Consider the following 16,627-nt stretch of genomic DNA (forward strand, 5'->3'; position numbering starts at 1 on the left):
CCAGAGATAGAGCGAGGGGAATACATATGTCGAATGATCTTCCATTATCAAAAGAAAACATTTTGGACGCGGCTGAACAAGTGCTCCGGCGTTTTGGCCCGGACAAGACTTCTGTTGTAGATGTAGCGAAGGTGCTTAAAGTAAGTCATGGTACGTTGTATAGACATTTTTCCAGTAAATCTGCTTTGCGAGAAGCCGTAACCGAAAGATGGTTGCAGTATAATATTTCAGAGCCTTTAAAGAATATTTCAGAGCATTTTGATGGGAATGCCAAAGAGCAGCTCCGATTATGGATGGACACGCTGATTCGTAGTAAACGCACCTATGCTGTGGATGATGCCGAAATGTTTGCTATGTACGCAGCTGTAACTTTAGAAGCGGTGGATATGATTACCCTACACGTAGATCAATTAATTGGGCAAATCGCAGGCATTATTGAACAAGGCATACAATCCAAAGAGTATAGAGTGGTGGAACCAGTGGTAACGGCTAGAGCAATTTTTAATGCTACTTCGCGGTATCATCATCCAGCACATGCTATAGAGTGGCAGTCGGCTACGATTGATCAGGATTTCGCCTCCGTTTGGGATTTGATTATTTCCGGGATTTCTTTGTAACATCTACTTAAAACCTTCTGATATTCAGGAGGTTTTTTTGTGTCTTAAAGAGGTATAAATCCCGTGGATTTGATTGAATTGAGCGACTAACGGCGAATGAACGGTATAAATCCCGTAGATTAGTCTGAATGGAGCGACTAGCGGCAGATGAACGGTATAAATCCCGTAGATTAGTCTGAATGGAGCGACTAGCGGCGAATGAACGGTATAAATCCCGTTGATTGGTCAGAATTAAGCGACTAGCGGCGAATGAGCGGTATAAATCCCGTAGATTAGGCTGAATCGAGCAACTAGTGGCGAATGAGCGGTATAAATCCCGTAGATTAGTCTGAGTGGAGCGACTAGCGGCAGATGATCGGTATAAATCCCGTAGATTAGGCTGAATTGTGCGAGTTGCAGCAGATGAATGGTATAAATGCCGTAGATATGATTGAATTGAGCGACTAGCGGCGAATGAACGGTATAAATCCCGTAGATTTGATTGAATTGAGCGACTAGCGGCGAATGAACGGTATAAATCCCGCAGATTAGTCTGAATTGAGCAACTAGGGGCAGATGAACGGTATAAATCCCGTAGATTAGTTTGAATTGAGCGACTAGCAGTAAATGAACGGTATAAATCCCGTTGATTAGTCTGAATTGAGCAACTAGGGGCAGATGAACGGTATAAATCCCGTAGATCAGTCTGAATCGAGCGACTAGCGGCAGATAAACGGTATAAATCCCGTGTGCAAAAACGAATTCAAATGACAAATATTAAAAAATGTCACTTGTAATTTGTAATCGATCGATTTATAATCAGACCAACAAGAAGGACAAAGTGATAGGAGGAGTAATTATGAATCAGAATTTAGCTGGAAAAGTAGCATTAGTAACAGGTGCATCGAGAGGCATGGGCCGGGAGATTGCGGAGAACTTGGCACAACAGGGTGCGAAGGTGGTCGTTAACTATTCGAGTAACCCCGGCAAAGCAGAGGAAGTCGTAACCGGTATTAAACAAAAGGGTGGAGAGGCCGTCGCTATTCGGGCAGACATCAGCCAGGTGGCAGAACTTGAACAATTATTCCAAACCACACTAGAAGCCTATGGACAACTCGACATTCTCGTCAACAACGCCGGGATTATGATTACGAAGCCGATACTAAATATGACGGAAGAAGATTTCGACAAGCAGTTTGCGATAAATGTAAAAGGCACCTTTTTTGCTTGCCAGCAAGCAGCTAAATATATGAATGATAACGGACGGATTATCAATTTTTCAACTTCCGTTACGGGTCAAATGTTCCCGACCTACAGCGTCTATGCAGGAACTAAGGGAGCAGTGGAACAAATCACTCGTCAGCTGGCCAAAGAATTTGGACGAAAAGGAATCACTATCAATGCTGTTTCACCTGGACCTGTGAATACGGAGTTATTTACCGTAGGGAAATCAGCGGAAGAGATTGCGACCGTGGGGAATATGAATTCCTTTGGACGTTTAGGCGAGCCTGAGGATATCTCAAACATTGTGTTGTTCTTAGCCAGCAAAGAATCACAGTGGGTTACAGGTCAGACGATCCGTGTGAATGGTGGATTTATTTAAGCTGGTGGTTAAAGGGATCTTTTTAATAGCTGAATGTGGTCAATCCTTCTAATATGAATGTAAATAAAAGGAGGAGTGAAAACATGATGCAGATCATCTGCTCACCGACTAAATATATACAAGGACATGGTGAAATTCGTAAGCTGGGAGATTATTGTTTGCAGCTAGGAGCGACAAGAGCTTATGCCATTATTGATCCTTATATTTTCTCTGTGTACAAAAAAGAGATCACATACAGTTTTGAAATGAACGAAATGCCACTAGTGATGTGTGAATTCAAGGGCGAGTGTAGCCGTAATCAGGTCAATGAGATAGTTGCAGCACTTGGCTTGAAGGATACCGAAGTCATTATAGGGATTGGCGGCGGCAAGACCTTAGATACGGCAAAAGCAGTAAGCCACATGAGTAACCTCCCGGTAGTTATTGTACCCACAGTGGCTTCAACGGATGCACCTTGCAGTGCTTTATCAGTGTTGTATACGGATGAGGGAGACTTTGACTGTTATCTTCCATTAAAAAGAAATCCTGATCTGGTTATCGTAGATGTCGATATCATTGCTAAAGCTCCTGCAAGATTACTTGTTGCCGGAATGGGAGACGCTTTGTCCACTTTTTACGAAGCAAGAGCTTGTCGAGAATCTGGGGCAATTACACACGCAGGTGGGACTAGCACAATTGCAGCCCTTTCATTAGCTCGTGCCTGTCTGGATACCCTTCTTGCAGAGGGTGAAACGGCATTAAAAGATGTTAAGCAAGGCATCACCTCTCCTGCGGTGGAACATATCATTGAAGCCAATATTTACTTGAGTGGCATTGGGTTTGAAAGTGGAGGACTTGCTGCGGCGCATGCGATTCATAATGGATTGACGCTGCATGAGGTATGCAGGAATACTCTTCATGGTGAAAAGGTTGCTTTTGCTACGATCGTTCAGCTTTTACTGGAGAAAGCACCATATGAAGAGATTGATCAGGTGATTGGTTTCTGCAAAAAAATCGGTCTTCCCGTTACTCTCAACGATCTTGGAATTACCAGTAAGGATATTGATCCATTGATGATGGTGGCGGAAGCTAGCTGTTCTGAGGATAGCCCCATCTGGAATATGCCCTTTGAAGTTCAAGCTGTGGATGTGCTGGAAGCAATTCTTGCCGCAGACGCGCGGGGACAATAGAAAAAGCCCGATTGTAAATTATTGCGAACCCTCCCCGTACATATTTAACCTTCGTGAACCAAACAATGAGAACAATTGTTTAAGACGAAGGAGGCGTTCCTCTTGATGAAGGATAGTCGAAAGTTCAAACGTTTTTTACTAATTTGGATTGCTGTTGCTGCTTTAATGGTTACTTTAATCGTTCCCGTGACAACGTCTGTTTCAGCTGCCGAGTCCAGAGACAACCCTACAAACACACCAAGTGAAGAGAAGACATCTCAACGTAATAAGGTCGTAATTATTATTGACGATTTCGGCAATGGCATGAAAGGGACGGATGAAATGTTTTCGCTGCCAATAAAGCTTACTGTGGCGGTTATGCCCTTTTTGCCTACATCTGTGAAGGACGCCACACGCGCGCATGAACGCGGAGATGATGTTCTGGTTCATTTGCCAATGGAGCCCCGCCAGGGTAATCCTAAATGGCTTGGACCGGGAGCTATACTGGCTAAGATGTCTGATGAAGAAGTGCGTCAAAAGGTGGAAGCCGCGCTCGATAATGTGCCTTATGCTATCGGTATAAACAACCATATGGGCTCTAAGATTACCGGGGACGAACGGATTATGGGTGTGATTTTAGCCGTCTGCAAAGAGCGGGGATTGTTTTTTGTGGACAGTAAGACCAACTACCGTTCTGTTGCTGGCAATATGGCTTATCGAATGGGGCTGCCGCGCGTAGAGAACCATATCTTTTTGGATGATACACACACAGCTAATCATGTCCTGAAACAAATGGGTCTAGTAAATAATCTGGCGAAGGATCAACGATTCTGCGTAACCATTGGTCATGTTGGTGTATATGGAAAAGAAACCGCCGCAGGCATCCGCAGCGGTGTGGAGCAAATAAAAGATGATGTTGAATTTATAGGCATTTCTGATCTCGTTAAAAACGAAATGAAATGGAACTCGAATCCTACACTTCCATAAGATAAGCTACTATGCCGCCAGCAATTGCTTCAGCAATTTCTTGTTGCCCTTTAGGGGTGCACAGCTTTTCGCGATCTGTCGGACTGCTTACAAAACCCGCCTCAACAATTACGGTTGTGGCGGTTATTTTGTTGAGTAAATAAAAAGGTTTACCCGGTCTTGTCTCTGCCTGGATATTATAGAGACTGTTTAATTGTTGCTGAATGGTCTGGGCGAGGATAAAGCTGCGCCCTTCTTGGCGATATAATACAAGCGGACCATGCTTGGATGGTGAAGGTGCCCAGTTAACATGGATGCTGACGACTACAGTAGCTGGTAATGTCTCAGCCAGCTCTTTACGCTGGGCAAGGTCGCGCAGATGCCGGGATTTACTGCGCAGCCAGCGGTTCTCATCGCTTGGGGCGTAATCTCCATTACGATTTAAGGCAACGTCAAATCCATCGCTGCGCAGCAGCAGAAATAATCGGCGTGAGATATCTAATGTAATATCCTTTTCAAGAATGTTCCCGTAGGAAGTTCCTCCGTCGATCCCCCCATGTCCTGCGTCAATTAAGATCATCCGGTGACCGTGGCTTAAGAGATGCTGACGTTCATCATTCACTACGGGTTTGGATGGAGTTGCAGAAGCATATGCACTCCCCATAAACAGCATTAGAAGTCCAACTGTGGTTAAAGTAATACGCAAGCTACATATTGCAGCTGCTGTCTTGGAATAAGCTTTATTTCTCCCATTGTTCAAATGAACTCCTCCTTGCATGTGAATAACCTCGTGCCCTAGATTCTTTGTTAGATTGTGCTTTAATAGGTAAACCTATTCGAACAATTCGAGACAAGAGTTTAGATATATGCTCGGTGGTGCACACTAAGAGCATGGAACGACGCTGGCTATCTTAATTCACTTACAATGTAGGAGGTGTTACAAATGGCTTCCGGCGGCGATGAGCTTGTGAAGTATATCACTGAGAAGGTAGTTGTTTATATCGAGGATCCGCGTGCCATTCATGCTCGTAGAGCGGCTACAAAGCAGCCGTGGTCACAAAAATGGTTCGGTATGCTTCCGCTTGGTTGGTCGATCTGGCGAAGCAAATGGAGCCACAGTGACAAGGATTGAATTTCACAAATAACAAATAACCTTCCAGTGCCTAATCGAGCGTGGCAGCGGAAGGTTATTTGTTATGTTTAGTTATAGATATTTCTGTCGGGCAGCTTGTGCAGTGTTCCTATAGCCTGCAAGGCAGTGAGTGGCAAATACCGTCTTCCTTCTGGCCCTGATGCTGCGTAAACGGTAGGCATGTTGTTTATTGCTTTTGTTTTATTCGAAGCAGGCAACCAGTTTTGATAACCTGTAATCATGAAAGGTGCCCCTACGATATCATTTCGGCCAGCGGCTTGATAAGCAATACTTTCCTTGGGACGAATCAGTGCGGCGATATTGTCACCGCCTACAGCAAGCAGTTTTGGGGAGGTCAACCACATGATATCTTTATAAGGATCATCTGTTCCCCCGCTTTGATAGGCAGAAAGCGGAGACAAATCAGTAGTTAGGTTAGTGATTACATCCGTTTCTGTCTGCTGTCCTTTAAGCACTTCTTCCGCTTTACTTAGCGTCCACGGTAAAACTTGCGGCACGGAAGCATTGATAAATATTGTCTTATCGTCAATGACGATTTTCCATACGGGTAGAAGTGGTGCATATAAGGCTGTGAGTTTTATTTTTCCGGTATAAGATGAAGGTATAAGTCCTTCCTGCACCAAAAATTGGCGCAGTTCTAATAAACTATAGGGGAGTCCGTAAGTGCCAGCTCCATATTCGCTAAGCATATAACCACCTTGATCCGTAGCGGAAATGATCATGTAGCCGATCCGCTGTTCACCTTTCATAACGTTGACAAGCCAGCTATGAGTACCTGGACCCAGAGGATAATATTCTATTCCTGCGTCCTTCCAGGCTGTAAATGGAGCTTCTGCTGCGAGCTTGTTCAGTGTACTCTTGGCAAATTCTTGGACCGTACCGGGTGAAGGTAAGATATCCATCTGCAGTACAGGTATCAAATCCTGTGTGACTGAATCAACTACACTTACTCTGGAAGCGGCAAGCGCAGAAGAGGAACCGGAGCTCGTTGCGATGAGTCCGATGCATAGAAGCAGGAGGAAGCAGCTTTGACCTGCAAGAAGCAGCCTCCGCCGTACACTTATTTTCATGGCGTCGTTCACCTTTCTTTGTTATGAAATATCAGAAAGTAAAAGCTTCCTTTTTATTGTAGAGGACAAGCTATAAAAAGGCTGTTGCTTGCTGTCGCGCCGGAAGGCGGCATTTCCCTTGTTTTTTTGCCTGCTTTTAGCGAGTAGGGTCGCATTCTATAGGCTCCGCAGATGAAACAGTCCATAGGTCACCGCAGAAACTGCGATTTGCGGCTCATATTGCCAAATGGTCTCTTGTCGACGCCGATTATACTGCTCTTGAGTCGCTAGGCGTTTTTCTTCGTCAGGCTCCTTCAGCAACTCTCCATAATAGACATCAATGATGTCCAGTTCAACCCTTAGCCGCTCACGTGCCTGTTCTGCCCAAGTGTAGTCCAGTTCGGCTAACTGAGCGGTAAGATGAGTTTCCAATAAGTCGGTAGCGGCTGCTACTGTCATTTCATAAGGCTGGATATGCACATTTTCCGGTAAGCGTGGCATCATCTCTTTTGTGGAAACTTTTGCATTAAAGTCATCAATGATGGTTCCCTTTGTTAGGGAGATGCCAAGATAATGGAGTTCTTCACGTTTCAAATCGCAGCTCATCTCCACTTTATAGCAGACACTAAGCCATGGCTCGTAAGCGGCAGAGAACAGCGTGTTTCGCTGCCTGCTGCCCGGGTCCTCAAATAAGTAAAGGCATTTCCCTTCGTCCCGAGCGGCGTTCCAAATCTGTTGCAATCGCTTGCTTCCGTAAATAATATCCTCTCTGCGGATCATTCCTGGCCCAATTCGTGGGAGTGCCGGCACAATGCCGAAGTAGCGGGCTAGGATACTTTCCTCCGGGTCAGTAGATGGAGCATTCACTGCTTCTGAGCCCGGGGAGGCGGATTCGAGTAAGTCAGTGCTGGCCTCTGCATCGTTTGTTCCGCCTGTAGTTAGGCTTCCGGTGACAACTTGATTCAAAATGCCAGCACTACGATTTGCAATGGGGGGAACCTCTACTGCAGCTTGACTGTCGTATTTTTCCGGATCAAAAACAAAGGTGAAAGAAAGGGTCTCAGGATCTACACCTGTGCGCTCCACGAATCCCCAATAATACGGCCGGTCGGTAAGCATTTTGTCAGCTCTAGGTGATAATTTCACAGTTACGTGAAGGGGCGAAGCCTCAATGATGGAGCATTCAGTGGCTTCAAGATAGTCCATCACATGCTTGCGTACTTCCTGTGCGGTGAGGGTCATGTCGCAGTCCCACTTTCTTTTTTAATACCCTGTGTCAATTCACTGAGGGATTCACCAATATGGTCCAGCTCATGCCGCAATTCTTCGTCGGAGCGGGATTCGAGCATGATTTTGTATAAACTTTTCTCCAGCGATTCCTTCTTTTCAAAACGTTCCAGGATTACATCCAGCCCGCCAATCACCATTTCAAACATATTGATTTTTTCATGCAGCAGATGCAGGATATGTTCTTCAATCGTGCCTTGCGTAGACAAGTTGTAGATCACTACGTCATTTTCTTGCCCTAACCGATGGACACGTCCGATACGTTGCTCCACGCGCATGGGATTCCAGGGCAGATCAAAGTTGATCATATGGTGGCAAAATTGCAGGTTAATTCCTTCACCACCGGCTTCCGTTGCAATCATAACTTGAGCGCGGCCGCGGAAAAGATCCATCATCCAATCTTTTTTTCCACGGTTCATTCCGCCGGAATAAGAGACACACATCAGCCCATGTTCACGGAAATACTGTAGTAAATACTCTTGAGTTGCTCGATATTCCGTGAAAACGATGACCTTTTCATTCATTTCTTGAATGAGGGCTAAGGTTGTTTCAGCTTTAGTGTTTGTTTTAACGGTACGGAGGGTCTGTAGCAGCTCCATCATCCGGTCTCTTTTTGGGGAATCCGCAGGCAGCTTTTTGATCAAATTAACTAAAGTGATAAAGACGGCATCCCGGCTGCTGCACACCTCACGTTGAAGGGTTACCAGAGAAAGCATGCTGCTAAGATTGCCGCCGGATTCCTGATACTGGTCTTTGACAAAGGAAGTAACACTGTTATACAAATCTTTCTCTTCTTGGGAGAGAACTAAGGGGATATTACGGACTTTTCGTTTCGTGAAATTAACTGGACCTTCACCACGGCGATTGCGGATCATGACCTTCGAAAGCTCGTCCCGCAGTTGACCTTCATTCTTGGGCTGGCGTTTATCAACCACGAAATTCGAGGCAAAATCGCCCTGATTTCCAAGTTGCCCCGGCTTCAGTATAGTGATCAGATTAAAGAGTTCGCCCAGATCATTCTGAACGGGAGTCGCGGTGAGCAGCAGGCAATATTTTTTGCGTAATTGCTGTACAAATAGATAATTGGTCGATTTTTTATTCTTCAGCTTGTGAGCTTCATCAATGATCAACATATCGTATTCATTTTCCAGCAAGATTTCCTTATGAGGATCTCGTTTGGCGGTATCCATCGATGCGACGACTATGGCGTTGCCCCAAGAATAGGCTTTTTTCTGAGCGACAGCAGTGATGCCAAATTTCGCATTTAGCTCACGAACCCATTGCAATACTAGAGAAGCAGGTACGAGAATAAGCACTTTGGAGACAAGACCGCGTACCAGATATTCTTTGAGCACCAGTCCTGCTTCAATGGTCTTGCCCAGTCCAACCTCATCTGCAAGAATCGCGCGGCCTGACATTTCGAACAGAACCTTATGCGCTGTATCCAGCTGATGGGGAAGTGGGGACAAGCCGGATAAATGCTTCATACATTGCAGCTCATCGAAGCTCGTTACTAGACCTGTTTCCTCTCCTTGTACGGCAAGCTTAGATAAACGGTAGTCTCCCCATGGGCCGCCCTTTTCCAATTTGAGCTCCAGATCTTGCAACCAATTCCGGTCAAAAGAAAGAGGAACAGGCAGTATTGGCGCGGGTGTTCCCCCTTGCTGGGGTAGAGAATTACGGAATAATTGCGTCATAATGCAGCCTCCTCAAGCTCGGATTTATATCACCATTCGTAAGAGTAGTATGCTCGTAAACGAGAGAATTCATAACCTCTTATTTTTCACGATAGCCTTTAAAAAAGAGAGCAAGAGCGAGAAAAAGCAGCAACGTTTGCGATAATTCGGCAACTTGACTCTATTTTCGAATAAGACCTTCGATACAATATGTGGTATAGTTTAAAAGCTGACGCACACAATATATTGTGACAAAAGCTTGAAAATGTATTTTTTATAGAGTGCTTAGCTGGTATTTGTTATTGACAAGATGAGCTTCCTACATACACCTGTTAAGCAGTGGAGGATGGTAAGGGGGTTTTTGTTGTGGGCCCATACCTTGGACCGGAAACTAATATCTACTACACATGCGGGAGGTTTTTTTATTGAGTAAAGTGGAACGTAAGCAACGCCTTGAAGGGCTAAGTGAAAAAATATTTTTGGATCGTTATGCTTGGAAGGATGCAGACAGCAACAATGCTAAAGTAGGCGATGTTGTATTGGTGCTGACCAAAGATGATCCGAAGTTTCCAACTAAGGAAGTCGGAGAAATTGTGGAGCGCAGTGGTCGAATCGTAACTGTAAAGACACGCAGCGGTGAGTTTGTGAAATCGGATGTTGAAAAGTTGACCCTTAATATAGAAAAAACTCCTGAGGAAATGTGGGACCGTCTATCCACAGCGATGGCTTCTGTAGAGAAGACACCTGAGCTTCAAGCAGAATGGGCGGGCAAATTCCGTTCAATCCTAGATGATTGGAAGCTTGTGCCGGGTGGACGTATTGCGGCTGGTGCAGGTGCTAGTGAAGAATTAACATTGTTCAACTGTTATGTAATCCCTTCTCCAAAAGACAGCCGTGGCGGCATCATGCAGACATTGTCTGAAATGACGGAGATTATGGCCCGTGGTGGCGGTGTGGGCATTAACCTGTCTTCATTGCGTCCTCGTCGTGCGATTGTTAGAGGGGTTAATGGTTCATCCAGTGGTTCCGTATCTTGGGGCGGTTTGTTTAGTTATACTACGGGGCTTATTGAGCAAGGCGGCAGCCGTCGTGGCGCGCTCATGTTGATGATTAATGACTGGCATCCCGATGTTGAGGACTTCATTACCGTGAAGCAAACGATGGGCCAAGTCACTAATGCTAACCTTTCGGTATGTGTGAGCAATGGTTTTATGAAGGCTGTAAAAGAAGATCTGGACTGGGATCTCGTATTCCCGGATACAACCGATCCTGAATATAACGAAATGTGGGATGGCGATCTCGACAAGTGGAAAGCTGCCGGCAAAAACGTTATCCATTATCGCACCGTAAAAGCGCGTGACGTGTGGCGTACGATCATTGAATCGGCATGGAAATCTGCTGAGCCAGGCGTCGTGTTCATGGAATACTATAACCAGATGTCTAACAGCTGGTATTTCAACCCGATTATTTGTACGAATCCTTGTGGAGAGCAAGGCCTGCCAGGCTGGGGAGTCTGCAATCTGTCTGCGGTGAACCTGTCCAAGTTCTACGATGAGAAAAATCATGATGTAGATTGGGAAGATCTTGCGACTACAACCCGTTATTCGGTCCGTTTTCTGGACAATGTAATTGATAAAACACCTTATCATTTCCCGGAAAATGAAGCGAATCAGAAAAAGGAACGCCGCGTGGGTCTCGGAACCATGGGATTGGCGGAGCTGATGATTAAATTGAACATCCGTTACGGCAGCCCGGAATCGTTGGAGTTTCTGGACAAGCTATACGGCTTTATGGCTCGTGAAGCCTACCTTGCTTCGGCAGAAATTGCTGGAGAGAAGGGTTCCTTCCTAGCTTTTGATACTGAGAAATATCTAATGAGCGGCTTTATGAAAAATATAGTCGAAGCGTATCCAGAGGTTGGCGAAGCGATTCGTGAACATGGTATGCGTAACGTTACAGTGATTACACAAGCACCTACAGGTAGTACAGGTACAATGGTAGGTACTTCTACGGGAATTGAGCCTTATTTTGCCTTTAAATATTTCCGTCAAAGTCGTCTTGGCTATGATGAACAGTTTGTTCCAATCGCTCAAGAGTGGCTGGAAGCTCATCCGGGTGAAGAGCTGCCTGACTACTTTGTAACTTCGATGGATCTGTCAGCTAAAGATCATATCCGTGCGCAAGCAGCGATCCAACGCTGGGTAGATAGCTCTATTTCCAAAACAGCGAACTGCCCGTCTGACTTTACGGTTGAGGAGACGGCTGAGCTATATGAAATGGCCTTTGATCTAGGATGTAAGGGTGTTACGATCTACCGCGATGGAAGTCGTGACGTTCAAGTTCTGGAAACCACGAAGAAGGAAGACAAAAAAGAAGCCGCTCCGGTTGCGGCAGAAGAAGCTACAACTACTGTAGAAGCGAGTACAAGTGTTGTAGCAGCAAGTCCAGCGCCTCAAGTGACTACAAAAGAGGCGGATAAACAATACAAAAAACGTCCGCAGGTTCTGCGCGGCGCTACCTATAAAATCAACACACCATTTGGGATGGCATATATTACGATCAATGACCTTGATGGAATACCGGCTGAAATCTTCCTGAATGTAGGTAAAGCGGGTTCTGACGTCTTTGCTATGGCTGAAGCATTAGGCCGTGTCTGCTCCTTGTTCCTCCGTTACGGAGATCATGGTGAGAAAGTGGAGCTGTTGATCAAACATCTGAAAGGCATTGGCGGATCAGGAGCTATCGGCTTCGGCGCGAATCGTGTTGAATCCATTGCTGACGCTGTAGCTAAGGCACTGGAATCACATGTGCTGAACAATGCTCATGATGATCATGTACCCGCTCCGATTGCAGCAACTTTGGAGCTGGAGGATTTCAATGAAGCATTAAATGCGGAGTTGAAATCGAGCGTTCCGTCAGCTACGGAAGATGGACATGGTGGTCATCATGGACATAACCATGCTACGGCTTCCCGTGACCTTTGCCCATCCTGCGGCAGCGCCTCGCTGATTAATATTGAGGGCTGTAAGACTTGTGGCAATTGCGGTTATAGTCGTTGCGGGTAAAGGGTAGAGCCGATAAGTGTTTTGTGGGAAAACTAGAAATGTGACTATGCATAGCTACTAAAAGCAAGCGATCATCGAGAGGAAGTGTTTATCCTTTTATCTCAATGGATCGCTTGTTTTTTATTATTGATGATGTTCATTGAGAGGTTTTAACTATATGAGTTTTAGATACTATAGAACTACATACAGACTATGATAAAGAATTTATTGAATTTAGGGTAAGAAATGCTTTGGAAATGATAAAGGTAGTATTTAAAGAAAAAGATAAGGTTGGAATTGCGATTTGGTAAGTAACAACGTATTTACGCGGTGTGTCTGGTCTGTGAACTCTGTGTTCTGACTAAGCTTTTTAACACAAAAAACACGCGTACTTGTCTAACACAGGTACGCGTGTTTTTGTTATTCCACTACGAGAGGAATTATTTTTACATATCTAAATTTTTGAATGCATAAGGCAATAAATCCTTTAAACTCAGCTCTAAGATCTCTTTTTTCTCATTGGTTAAATAGACAGGCATGTCGGGCAAACAGAATTCCGATAATACTTGTCTGCAGATACTGCATGGCGGCAGAAAATCCATTGTGTCACCTGCTACAGCTATAGCCTGAAAATCACCTTTAGTATAGCCCTTTGTAATAGCTGTGAAGATTGCTGTTCTCTCTGCACAATTAGTAGCGCCAAAAGATACATTTTCTACGTTTACTCCATTAATAACATTTCCATCTTTAAGCAATAAGGCTGCTCCAACTGGAAATTTAGAATATGGGGCATAAGCAGCTTTCTTTGTGTTACGTGCGCTTTCCATTAATTCTTCTTTATTCATAATACTCACCCTTTTTAAATAAGAATGAACCTTTCGGTCCCCTTATCGCCAATCTTAAGGTTGGCAGGACTTCTAATATTATAGTCACACCAAATGGTTGTCAACATGTACTACTCGATAAGTATCATTAGGGAATCATAGCTTTAAAATATAACTAGATATAGTAAATAGAAGTTACACATATTAAGCCTGCCATGGTAACCTTATCTTAAAAGCGACGAGTAGAGGGGTTTTATAATTTGGGAGCGGCAGAGAATACATTTAAACAAAAAATATTGAGCAAAAAACCGGGTATTATAACATATGGGATGACACCACCGAAGGCAAGCCACGCACCAGAAAAGGTCTCGGAAATCGCCCAGAAACAGGTTGAGAGACTTAAAAACCTTGATTTAGATGCGTTAATTCTGTACGACGTTCAGGAAGAAGTAGACAGAGTGGATCATGAAAGACCTTATCCCTATTTACCAACGATTGATCCGGCTGTCTATGGTGATAAATATCTAAAACAGGTGGAGGTCCCGAAAATAATTTACCGGTGCGTCGGTAATGATACTAGAGCTCAGTTCGAGGATTGGGTTAAAACTGACGAAAATGAAGATAGATTTTCCGTGTATGTGGGCGCTTCGTCAAGTAAACAAGAGGTGAAATTGAATTTACCAGAGGCTTATAAGCTAAGTAAACAACTAAATAACAATTTAACTTTTGGCGGAGTTGTCATTCCGGAAAGACATATAAAAAAGAATGATGAGCATATACGGGTTGTCGAAAAGACCAACAGTGGGTGCAATTTTTTTATTACACAGGCAACTTATAATGTAGAGGCATCTAAGAATTTATTGTCTGATTTATATTATTACTATACAAATAACGGTTTTGAGATGGTTCCTATTTTATTTAATCTTGCACCATGCGGCACCGCGAAAACATTACAATTTATGAAGTGGTTAGGGATCAGTATCCCGGGATGGTTAGAAAACGAGTTAAAATACTCGAATGATATTTTGGATAAATCAATCCAGCTATCGCAAAAAATCTTTGAAGAATTACTAGATTTCGGGCTGGAGAAGGGAATTCCTATTGGTTGCAGTATTGAAAGTGTTTCAACAAGTAAGTTGGAAATTGAAGCGTCCGTACAGCTTGTTAAAGATGTGAAGGCTATTTTGGATAAGAAGCTGCCTACCAAATAGAAAAAGATTCCTCTAATTATTGAGAAACCCAGGTCATTTAAAGACCATGGGTTTCTTTTTAGGTTATATGCCACTAGGTCAAATTATTAAACATTATAGCCGAAGCCCAGTATAGTAAAAGACTTGTCCTGATCTTCCGGCACCATTCTGATTTCTACCTGATGCTCCCCGCTAACCTCATTTTGATAAAGAATTACCGGATTGCAATGTGTCCAGTTATTCTCATGTGGATCAGCGGTGACAACAAGACAACCATCGACGTAAATGTTCGCCTTGCCGAATTCGCTGCTGCCAGAATCTTTGTATACGAGGATAAGATTTTTGCTTGTTATCGTCAGCTTGAAGCTGTGTTCCCCAGAAGACGCTGAATGCATCCAATTATGAGGGAATTCCGGAGTTCCGAAAGGATTGGCATCCATTTCTACCCGCTGCAAATCGGTATCGATCCCCGAAAATCCGCCCACCTCGATCCTGCCTGCGTCAATATGGCTTTTGCGGTCCAGCAGAAGGGTTCCCGCAAAATCATTCCCGATGACCGGATGTTGATCCAATAGGAGATCATCTTCGTCCATTAGCGTTTTGTGGGTTTCGGAGAATAAATAAGCCAGACAATCAGCCATCACCCGGTGACCATCATTAGTAGGATGATAGATATCATAGAAAAATTGCCGTTTCGAGAGGATGTTCCCCTCATTTTTGCTTAGGCGGAACTGCCCGGATACCGCATCTTTTACACTAACCATAGGAAGATTATAACGCCGCCCAATGGGGGAGAGCCGTTCCTGCAGGTTCCAGTCATTCATAAACACGCTGAACAGGAGAACTACTGCCGGTCTATTATCGGCGGAAAGTATTTTTAGGAATAAGCTTTCAAAACAGTTGCCTTTCGTTTCATCCCCTTCGTCGTTTACCGCAAATTCTACCACCACGATATCAGGTGTTACAGAACCTTCCCGGAGAATATCCCTTTCATAACGGATGACCCCAAGCTCGGACGGTGTTCCACCTACCCCAGCCTTCACAAAATGGATGTTCTCACCACCATTCGTACCGAATAATTCCTTAAATCTCAGATACGATTGGTAGGCATAACATTCTGTATGGATCGGTTTAGCGCCTGCTCCCTGAGTAATGGAACCCCCAATATAAGCAATCGTGACATCCTCACCTTTTATAGCCTTATGGATGGCCGTTTTTAATCTTTTATTATTGCCCGGATGAAGCAAGGATTGGGTAATGATCTCCCGGTATTCGTTAGAATCAAACGCTACAGGCGGTTCAATGATTAGCTCTGGTACAGAATAACCGTCATGCAAATAAAAAATTATACTCGCGATGGCCAGTTCGCCTTCATGTTTAAATTCAAAAGCGAATTTGCCGAGCACTGCATCCTCTTCAGACCATTCCAAATCCTCTAACTTTAAGAGGACTTCTGAACCGTCGGAGGGACAGGGCACACGTATGCTGCTGCCTGTTTCGTATTTGCTGGTTTTGCCCCAGTTCTGCAATAGAAAAGAGATAGGCTCGTTCTGCTCATGATCCCTTCTCACAGACACTCCGATACTATGGACTAATTTGCGAAATCCAACACAGTTTCCTAGCAGCTCCAGTATTGTCTCATCAGTGACGCCGCCAATATATCTGGCCTTGTCGATTAGATAGTTACCTTCCAGATAAACTTCCTGTGAAGATGGACCTTCGGCCCGGGCTGTCGCCTCAATCGCTGTTTCGTAGAGCACAAAAAAACCGTTCCTGCGTTCAGCCGGGTCCTTGGGCGCCTTTGGACCTTCAATCTTGCCACCTGTAATGACCCCGTTATTGTTTTTCATATTGATCATCCTCGCTTTTTGTATAAGCTTTTCTTGTTATGGATGCGTTTGCAAAAAACATGCTTCTGTTAGAAGGAATACCTGTTAACAGTAACACCAAATATCCAGATTGTTCAACCGATAAACAAAGTTTCATTTAATAATTACAAAAAGTTGCTAGTTTACACATGGATGTTGAAATCGCTTACTTATATAATGTGCCTAGTCATACGAAAATAGGATGCTTAAGGGGAGAATTATC

General features: G+C 44.3%; 14 protein-coding genes. 7 read left to right on the plus strand and 7 right to left on the minus strand.

Translation table 11 applies throughout. The annotated features are described in order from the left end of the window. The first annotated feature begins 26 nt into the window (after positions 1–26). Positions 27–617 carry a TetR family transcriptional regulator gene (locus MHH46_RS10770; protein ID WP_076195024.1) on the plus strand — a complete coding sequence of 197 codons (591 nt, stop codon included), beginning with the start codon at positions 27–29 and terminating at the stop codon, positions 615–617. A 231-nt stretch (positions 618–848) separates the two neighbouring features. Here the strand turns inward: MHH46_RS10770 and MHH46_RS10775 are convergent, their stop codons facing one another. Continuing rightward, complete coding sequence (locus tag MHH46_RS10775; protein ID WP_143762451.1) at positions 849–1,370, minus strand: hypothetical protein; 522 nt, start codon at positions 1,368–1,370, stop codon at positions 849–851. A gap of 85 nt (positions 1,371–1,455) precedes the next feature. On the opposite strand from MHH46_RS10775, the gene MHH46_RS10780 reads away from it, so the two are divergent. From MHH46_RS10780 to MHH46_RS10790, 3 genes are all read left to right on the plus strand, one after another. Continuing rightward, positions 1,456–2,199, plus strand: a complete 744-nt coding sequence (locus MHH46_RS10780) for an SDR family oxidoreductase (RefSeq protein ID WP_076129980.1) — start codon at positions 1,456–1,458, stop codon at positions 2,197–2,199. Between the two features lie 83 nt (positions 2,200–2,282). Beyond that, positions 2,283–3,368, plus strand: coding sequence for a glycerol dehydrogenase (locus MHH46_RS10785; RefSeq protein ID WP_076129981.1), 1,086 nt, complete (start codon positions 2,283–2,285; stop codon positions 3,366–3,368). A gap of 105 nt (positions 3,369–3,473) precedes the next feature. Next, a complete protein-coding gene (locus tag MHH46_RS10790; protein WP_076195022.1) occupies positions 3,474–4,334 on the plus strand; it encodes a divergent polysaccharide deacetylase family protein in 861 nt (286 codons plus the stop codon). Here MHH46_RS10790 and MHH46_RS10795 read toward each other — a convergent pair. Beyond that, positions 4,321–5,073 carry an N-acetylmuramoyl-L-alanine amidase gene (locus MHH46_RS10795; protein WP_248549233.1) on the minus strand — a complete coding sequence of 251 codons (753 nt, stop codon included), beginning with the start codon at positions 5,071–5,073 and terminating at the stop codon, positions 4,321–4,323. The two genes, MHH46_RS10790 and MHH46_RS10795, sit on opposite strands and share 14 nt — an antisense overlap. A gap of 183 nt (positions 5,074–5,256) precedes the next feature. On the opposite strand from MHH46_RS10795, the gene MHH46_RS10800 reads away from it, so the two are divergent. Continuing rightward, a complete protein-coding gene (locus MHH46_RS10800; RefSeq protein WP_036689445.1) occupies positions 5,257–5,445 on the plus strand; it encodes a YqzE family protein in 189 nt (62 codons plus the stop codon). A 68-nt stretch (positions 5,446–5,513) separates the two neighbouring features. Here MHH46_RS10800 and MHH46_RS10805 read toward each other — a convergent pair whose 3' ends face one another. The 3 genes from MHH46_RS10805 to MHH46_RS10815 form a co-directional block, all read right to left on the minus strand. After that, positions 5,514–6,536 carry a hypothetical protein gene (locus tag MHH46_RS10805; protein ID WP_076195020.1) on the minus strand — a complete coding sequence of 341 codons (1,023 nt, stop codon included), beginning with the start codon at positions 6,534–6,536 and terminating at the stop codon, positions 5,514–5,516. Positions 6,537–6,692: 156 nt separating this feature from the next. Further along, complete coding sequence (locus MHH46_RS10810; protein ID WP_076129984.1) at positions 6,693–7,757, minus strand: YqhG family protein; 1,065 nt, start codon at positions 7,755–7,757, stop codon at positions 6,693–6,695. Further along, positions 7,754–9,499 carry a DEAD/DEAH box helicase gene (locus MHH46_RS10815; protein WP_076129985.1) on the minus strand — a complete coding sequence of 582 codons (1,746 nt, stop codon included), beginning with the start codon at positions 9,497–9,499 and terminating at the stop codon, positions 7,754–7,756. Before MHH46_RS10815 ends, MHH46_RS10810 begins: the two co-directional genes overlap by 4 nt. A gap of 404 nt (positions 9,500–9,903) precedes the next feature. On the opposite strand from MHH46_RS10815, the gene MHH46_RS10820 reads away from it, so the two are divergent. Further along, positions 9,904–12,543 carry an adenosylcobalamin-dependent ribonucleoside-diphosphate reductase gene (locus tag MHH46_RS10820; RefSeq protein WP_405132600.1) on the plus strand — a complete coding sequence of 880 codons (2,640 nt, stop codon included), beginning with the start codon at positions 9,904–9,906 and terminating at the stop codon, positions 12,541–12,543. Between the two features lie 425 nt (positions 12,544–12,968). Here the strand turns inward: MHH46_RS10820 and MHH46_RS10825 are convergent, their stop codons facing one another. Next, positions 12,969–13,367: a cytidine deaminase gene (locus MHH46_RS10825; protein WP_076186474.1), complete on the minus strand. Its 399-nt coding sequence runs from the start codon at positions 13,365–13,367 to the stop codon at positions 12,969–12,971. A gap of 239 nt (positions 13,368–13,606) precedes the next feature. Between MHH46_RS10825 and MHH46_RS10830 the strand changes: the two genes are divergently transcribed. Then, positions 13,607–14,557, plus strand: coding sequence for a methylenetetrahydrofolate reductase (locus MHH46_RS10830; protein WP_248549229.1), 951 nt, complete (start codon positions 13,607–13,609; stop codon positions 14,555–14,557). Between the two features lie 86 nt (positions 14,558–14,643). On the opposite strand, the gene MHH46_RS10835 is transcribed toward MHH46_RS10830, so the two are convergent. Further along, complete coding sequence (locus MHH46_RS10835) at positions 14,644–16,386, minus strand: SGNH/GDSL hydrolase family protein (RefSeq protein WP_076195016.1); 1,743 nt, start codon at positions 16,384–16,386, stop codon at positions 14,644–14,646. Positions 16,387–16,627 lie beyond the last annotated feature (241 nt).

It is taken from the genome of Paenibacillus sp. FSL H8-0175 (genome assembly GCF_045040615.1).
GTDB classification, from domain to species: domain Bacteria; phylum Bacillota; class Bacilli; order Paenibacillales; family Paenibacillaceae; genus Paenibacillus_AQ; species Paenibacillus_AQ odorifer.

What these genes read in the sequence shown, in the direction of transcription:
- MHH46_RS10835 (WP_076195016.1), bottom strand. Translation starts at nt 16,386, where the DNA reads ATGAAAAACAATAACGGGGTCATTACAGGTGGCAAGATTGAAGGTCCA.
- MHH46_RS10790 (WP_076195022.1), top strand. Translation starts at nt 3,474, where the DNA reads ATGAAGGATAGTCGAAAGTTCAAACGTTTTTTACTAATTTGGATTGCT.
- MHH46_RS10810 (WP_076129984.1), bottom strand. Translation starts at nt 7,757, where the DNA reads ATGACCCTCACCGCACAGGAAGTACGCAAGCATGTGATGGACTATCTT.
- MHH46_RS10825 (WP_076186474.1), bottom strand. Translation starts at nt 13,367, where the DNA reads ATGAATAAAGAAGAATTAATGGAAAGCGCACGTAACACAAAGAAAGCT.
- MHH46_RS10800 (WP_036689445.1), top strand. Translation starts at nt 5,257, where the DNA reads ATGGCTTCCGGCGGCGATGAGCTTGTGAAGTATATCACTGAGAAGGTA.
- MHH46_RS10815 (WP_076129985.1), bottom strand. Translation starts at nt 9,499, where the DNA reads ATGACGCAATTATTCCGTAATTCTCTACCCCAGCAAGGGGGAACACCC.
- MHH46_RS10805 (WP_076195020.1), bottom strand. Translation starts at nt 6,536, where the DNA reads ATGAAAATAAGTGTACGGCGGAGGCTGCTTCTTGCAGGTCAAAGCTGC.
- MHH46_RS10785 (WP_076129981.1), top strand. Translation starts at nt 2,283, where the DNA reads ATGATGCAGATCATCTGCTCACCGACTAAATATATACAAGGACATGGT.
- MHH46_RS10780 (WP_076129980.1), top strand. Translation starts at nt 1,456, where the DNA reads ATGAATCAGAATTTAGCTGGAAAAGTAGCATTAGTAACAGGTGCATCG.
- MHH46_RS10770 (WP_076195024.1), top strand. Translation starts at nt 27, where the DNA reads ATGTCGAATGATCTTCCATTATCAAAAGAAAACATTTTGGACGCGGCT.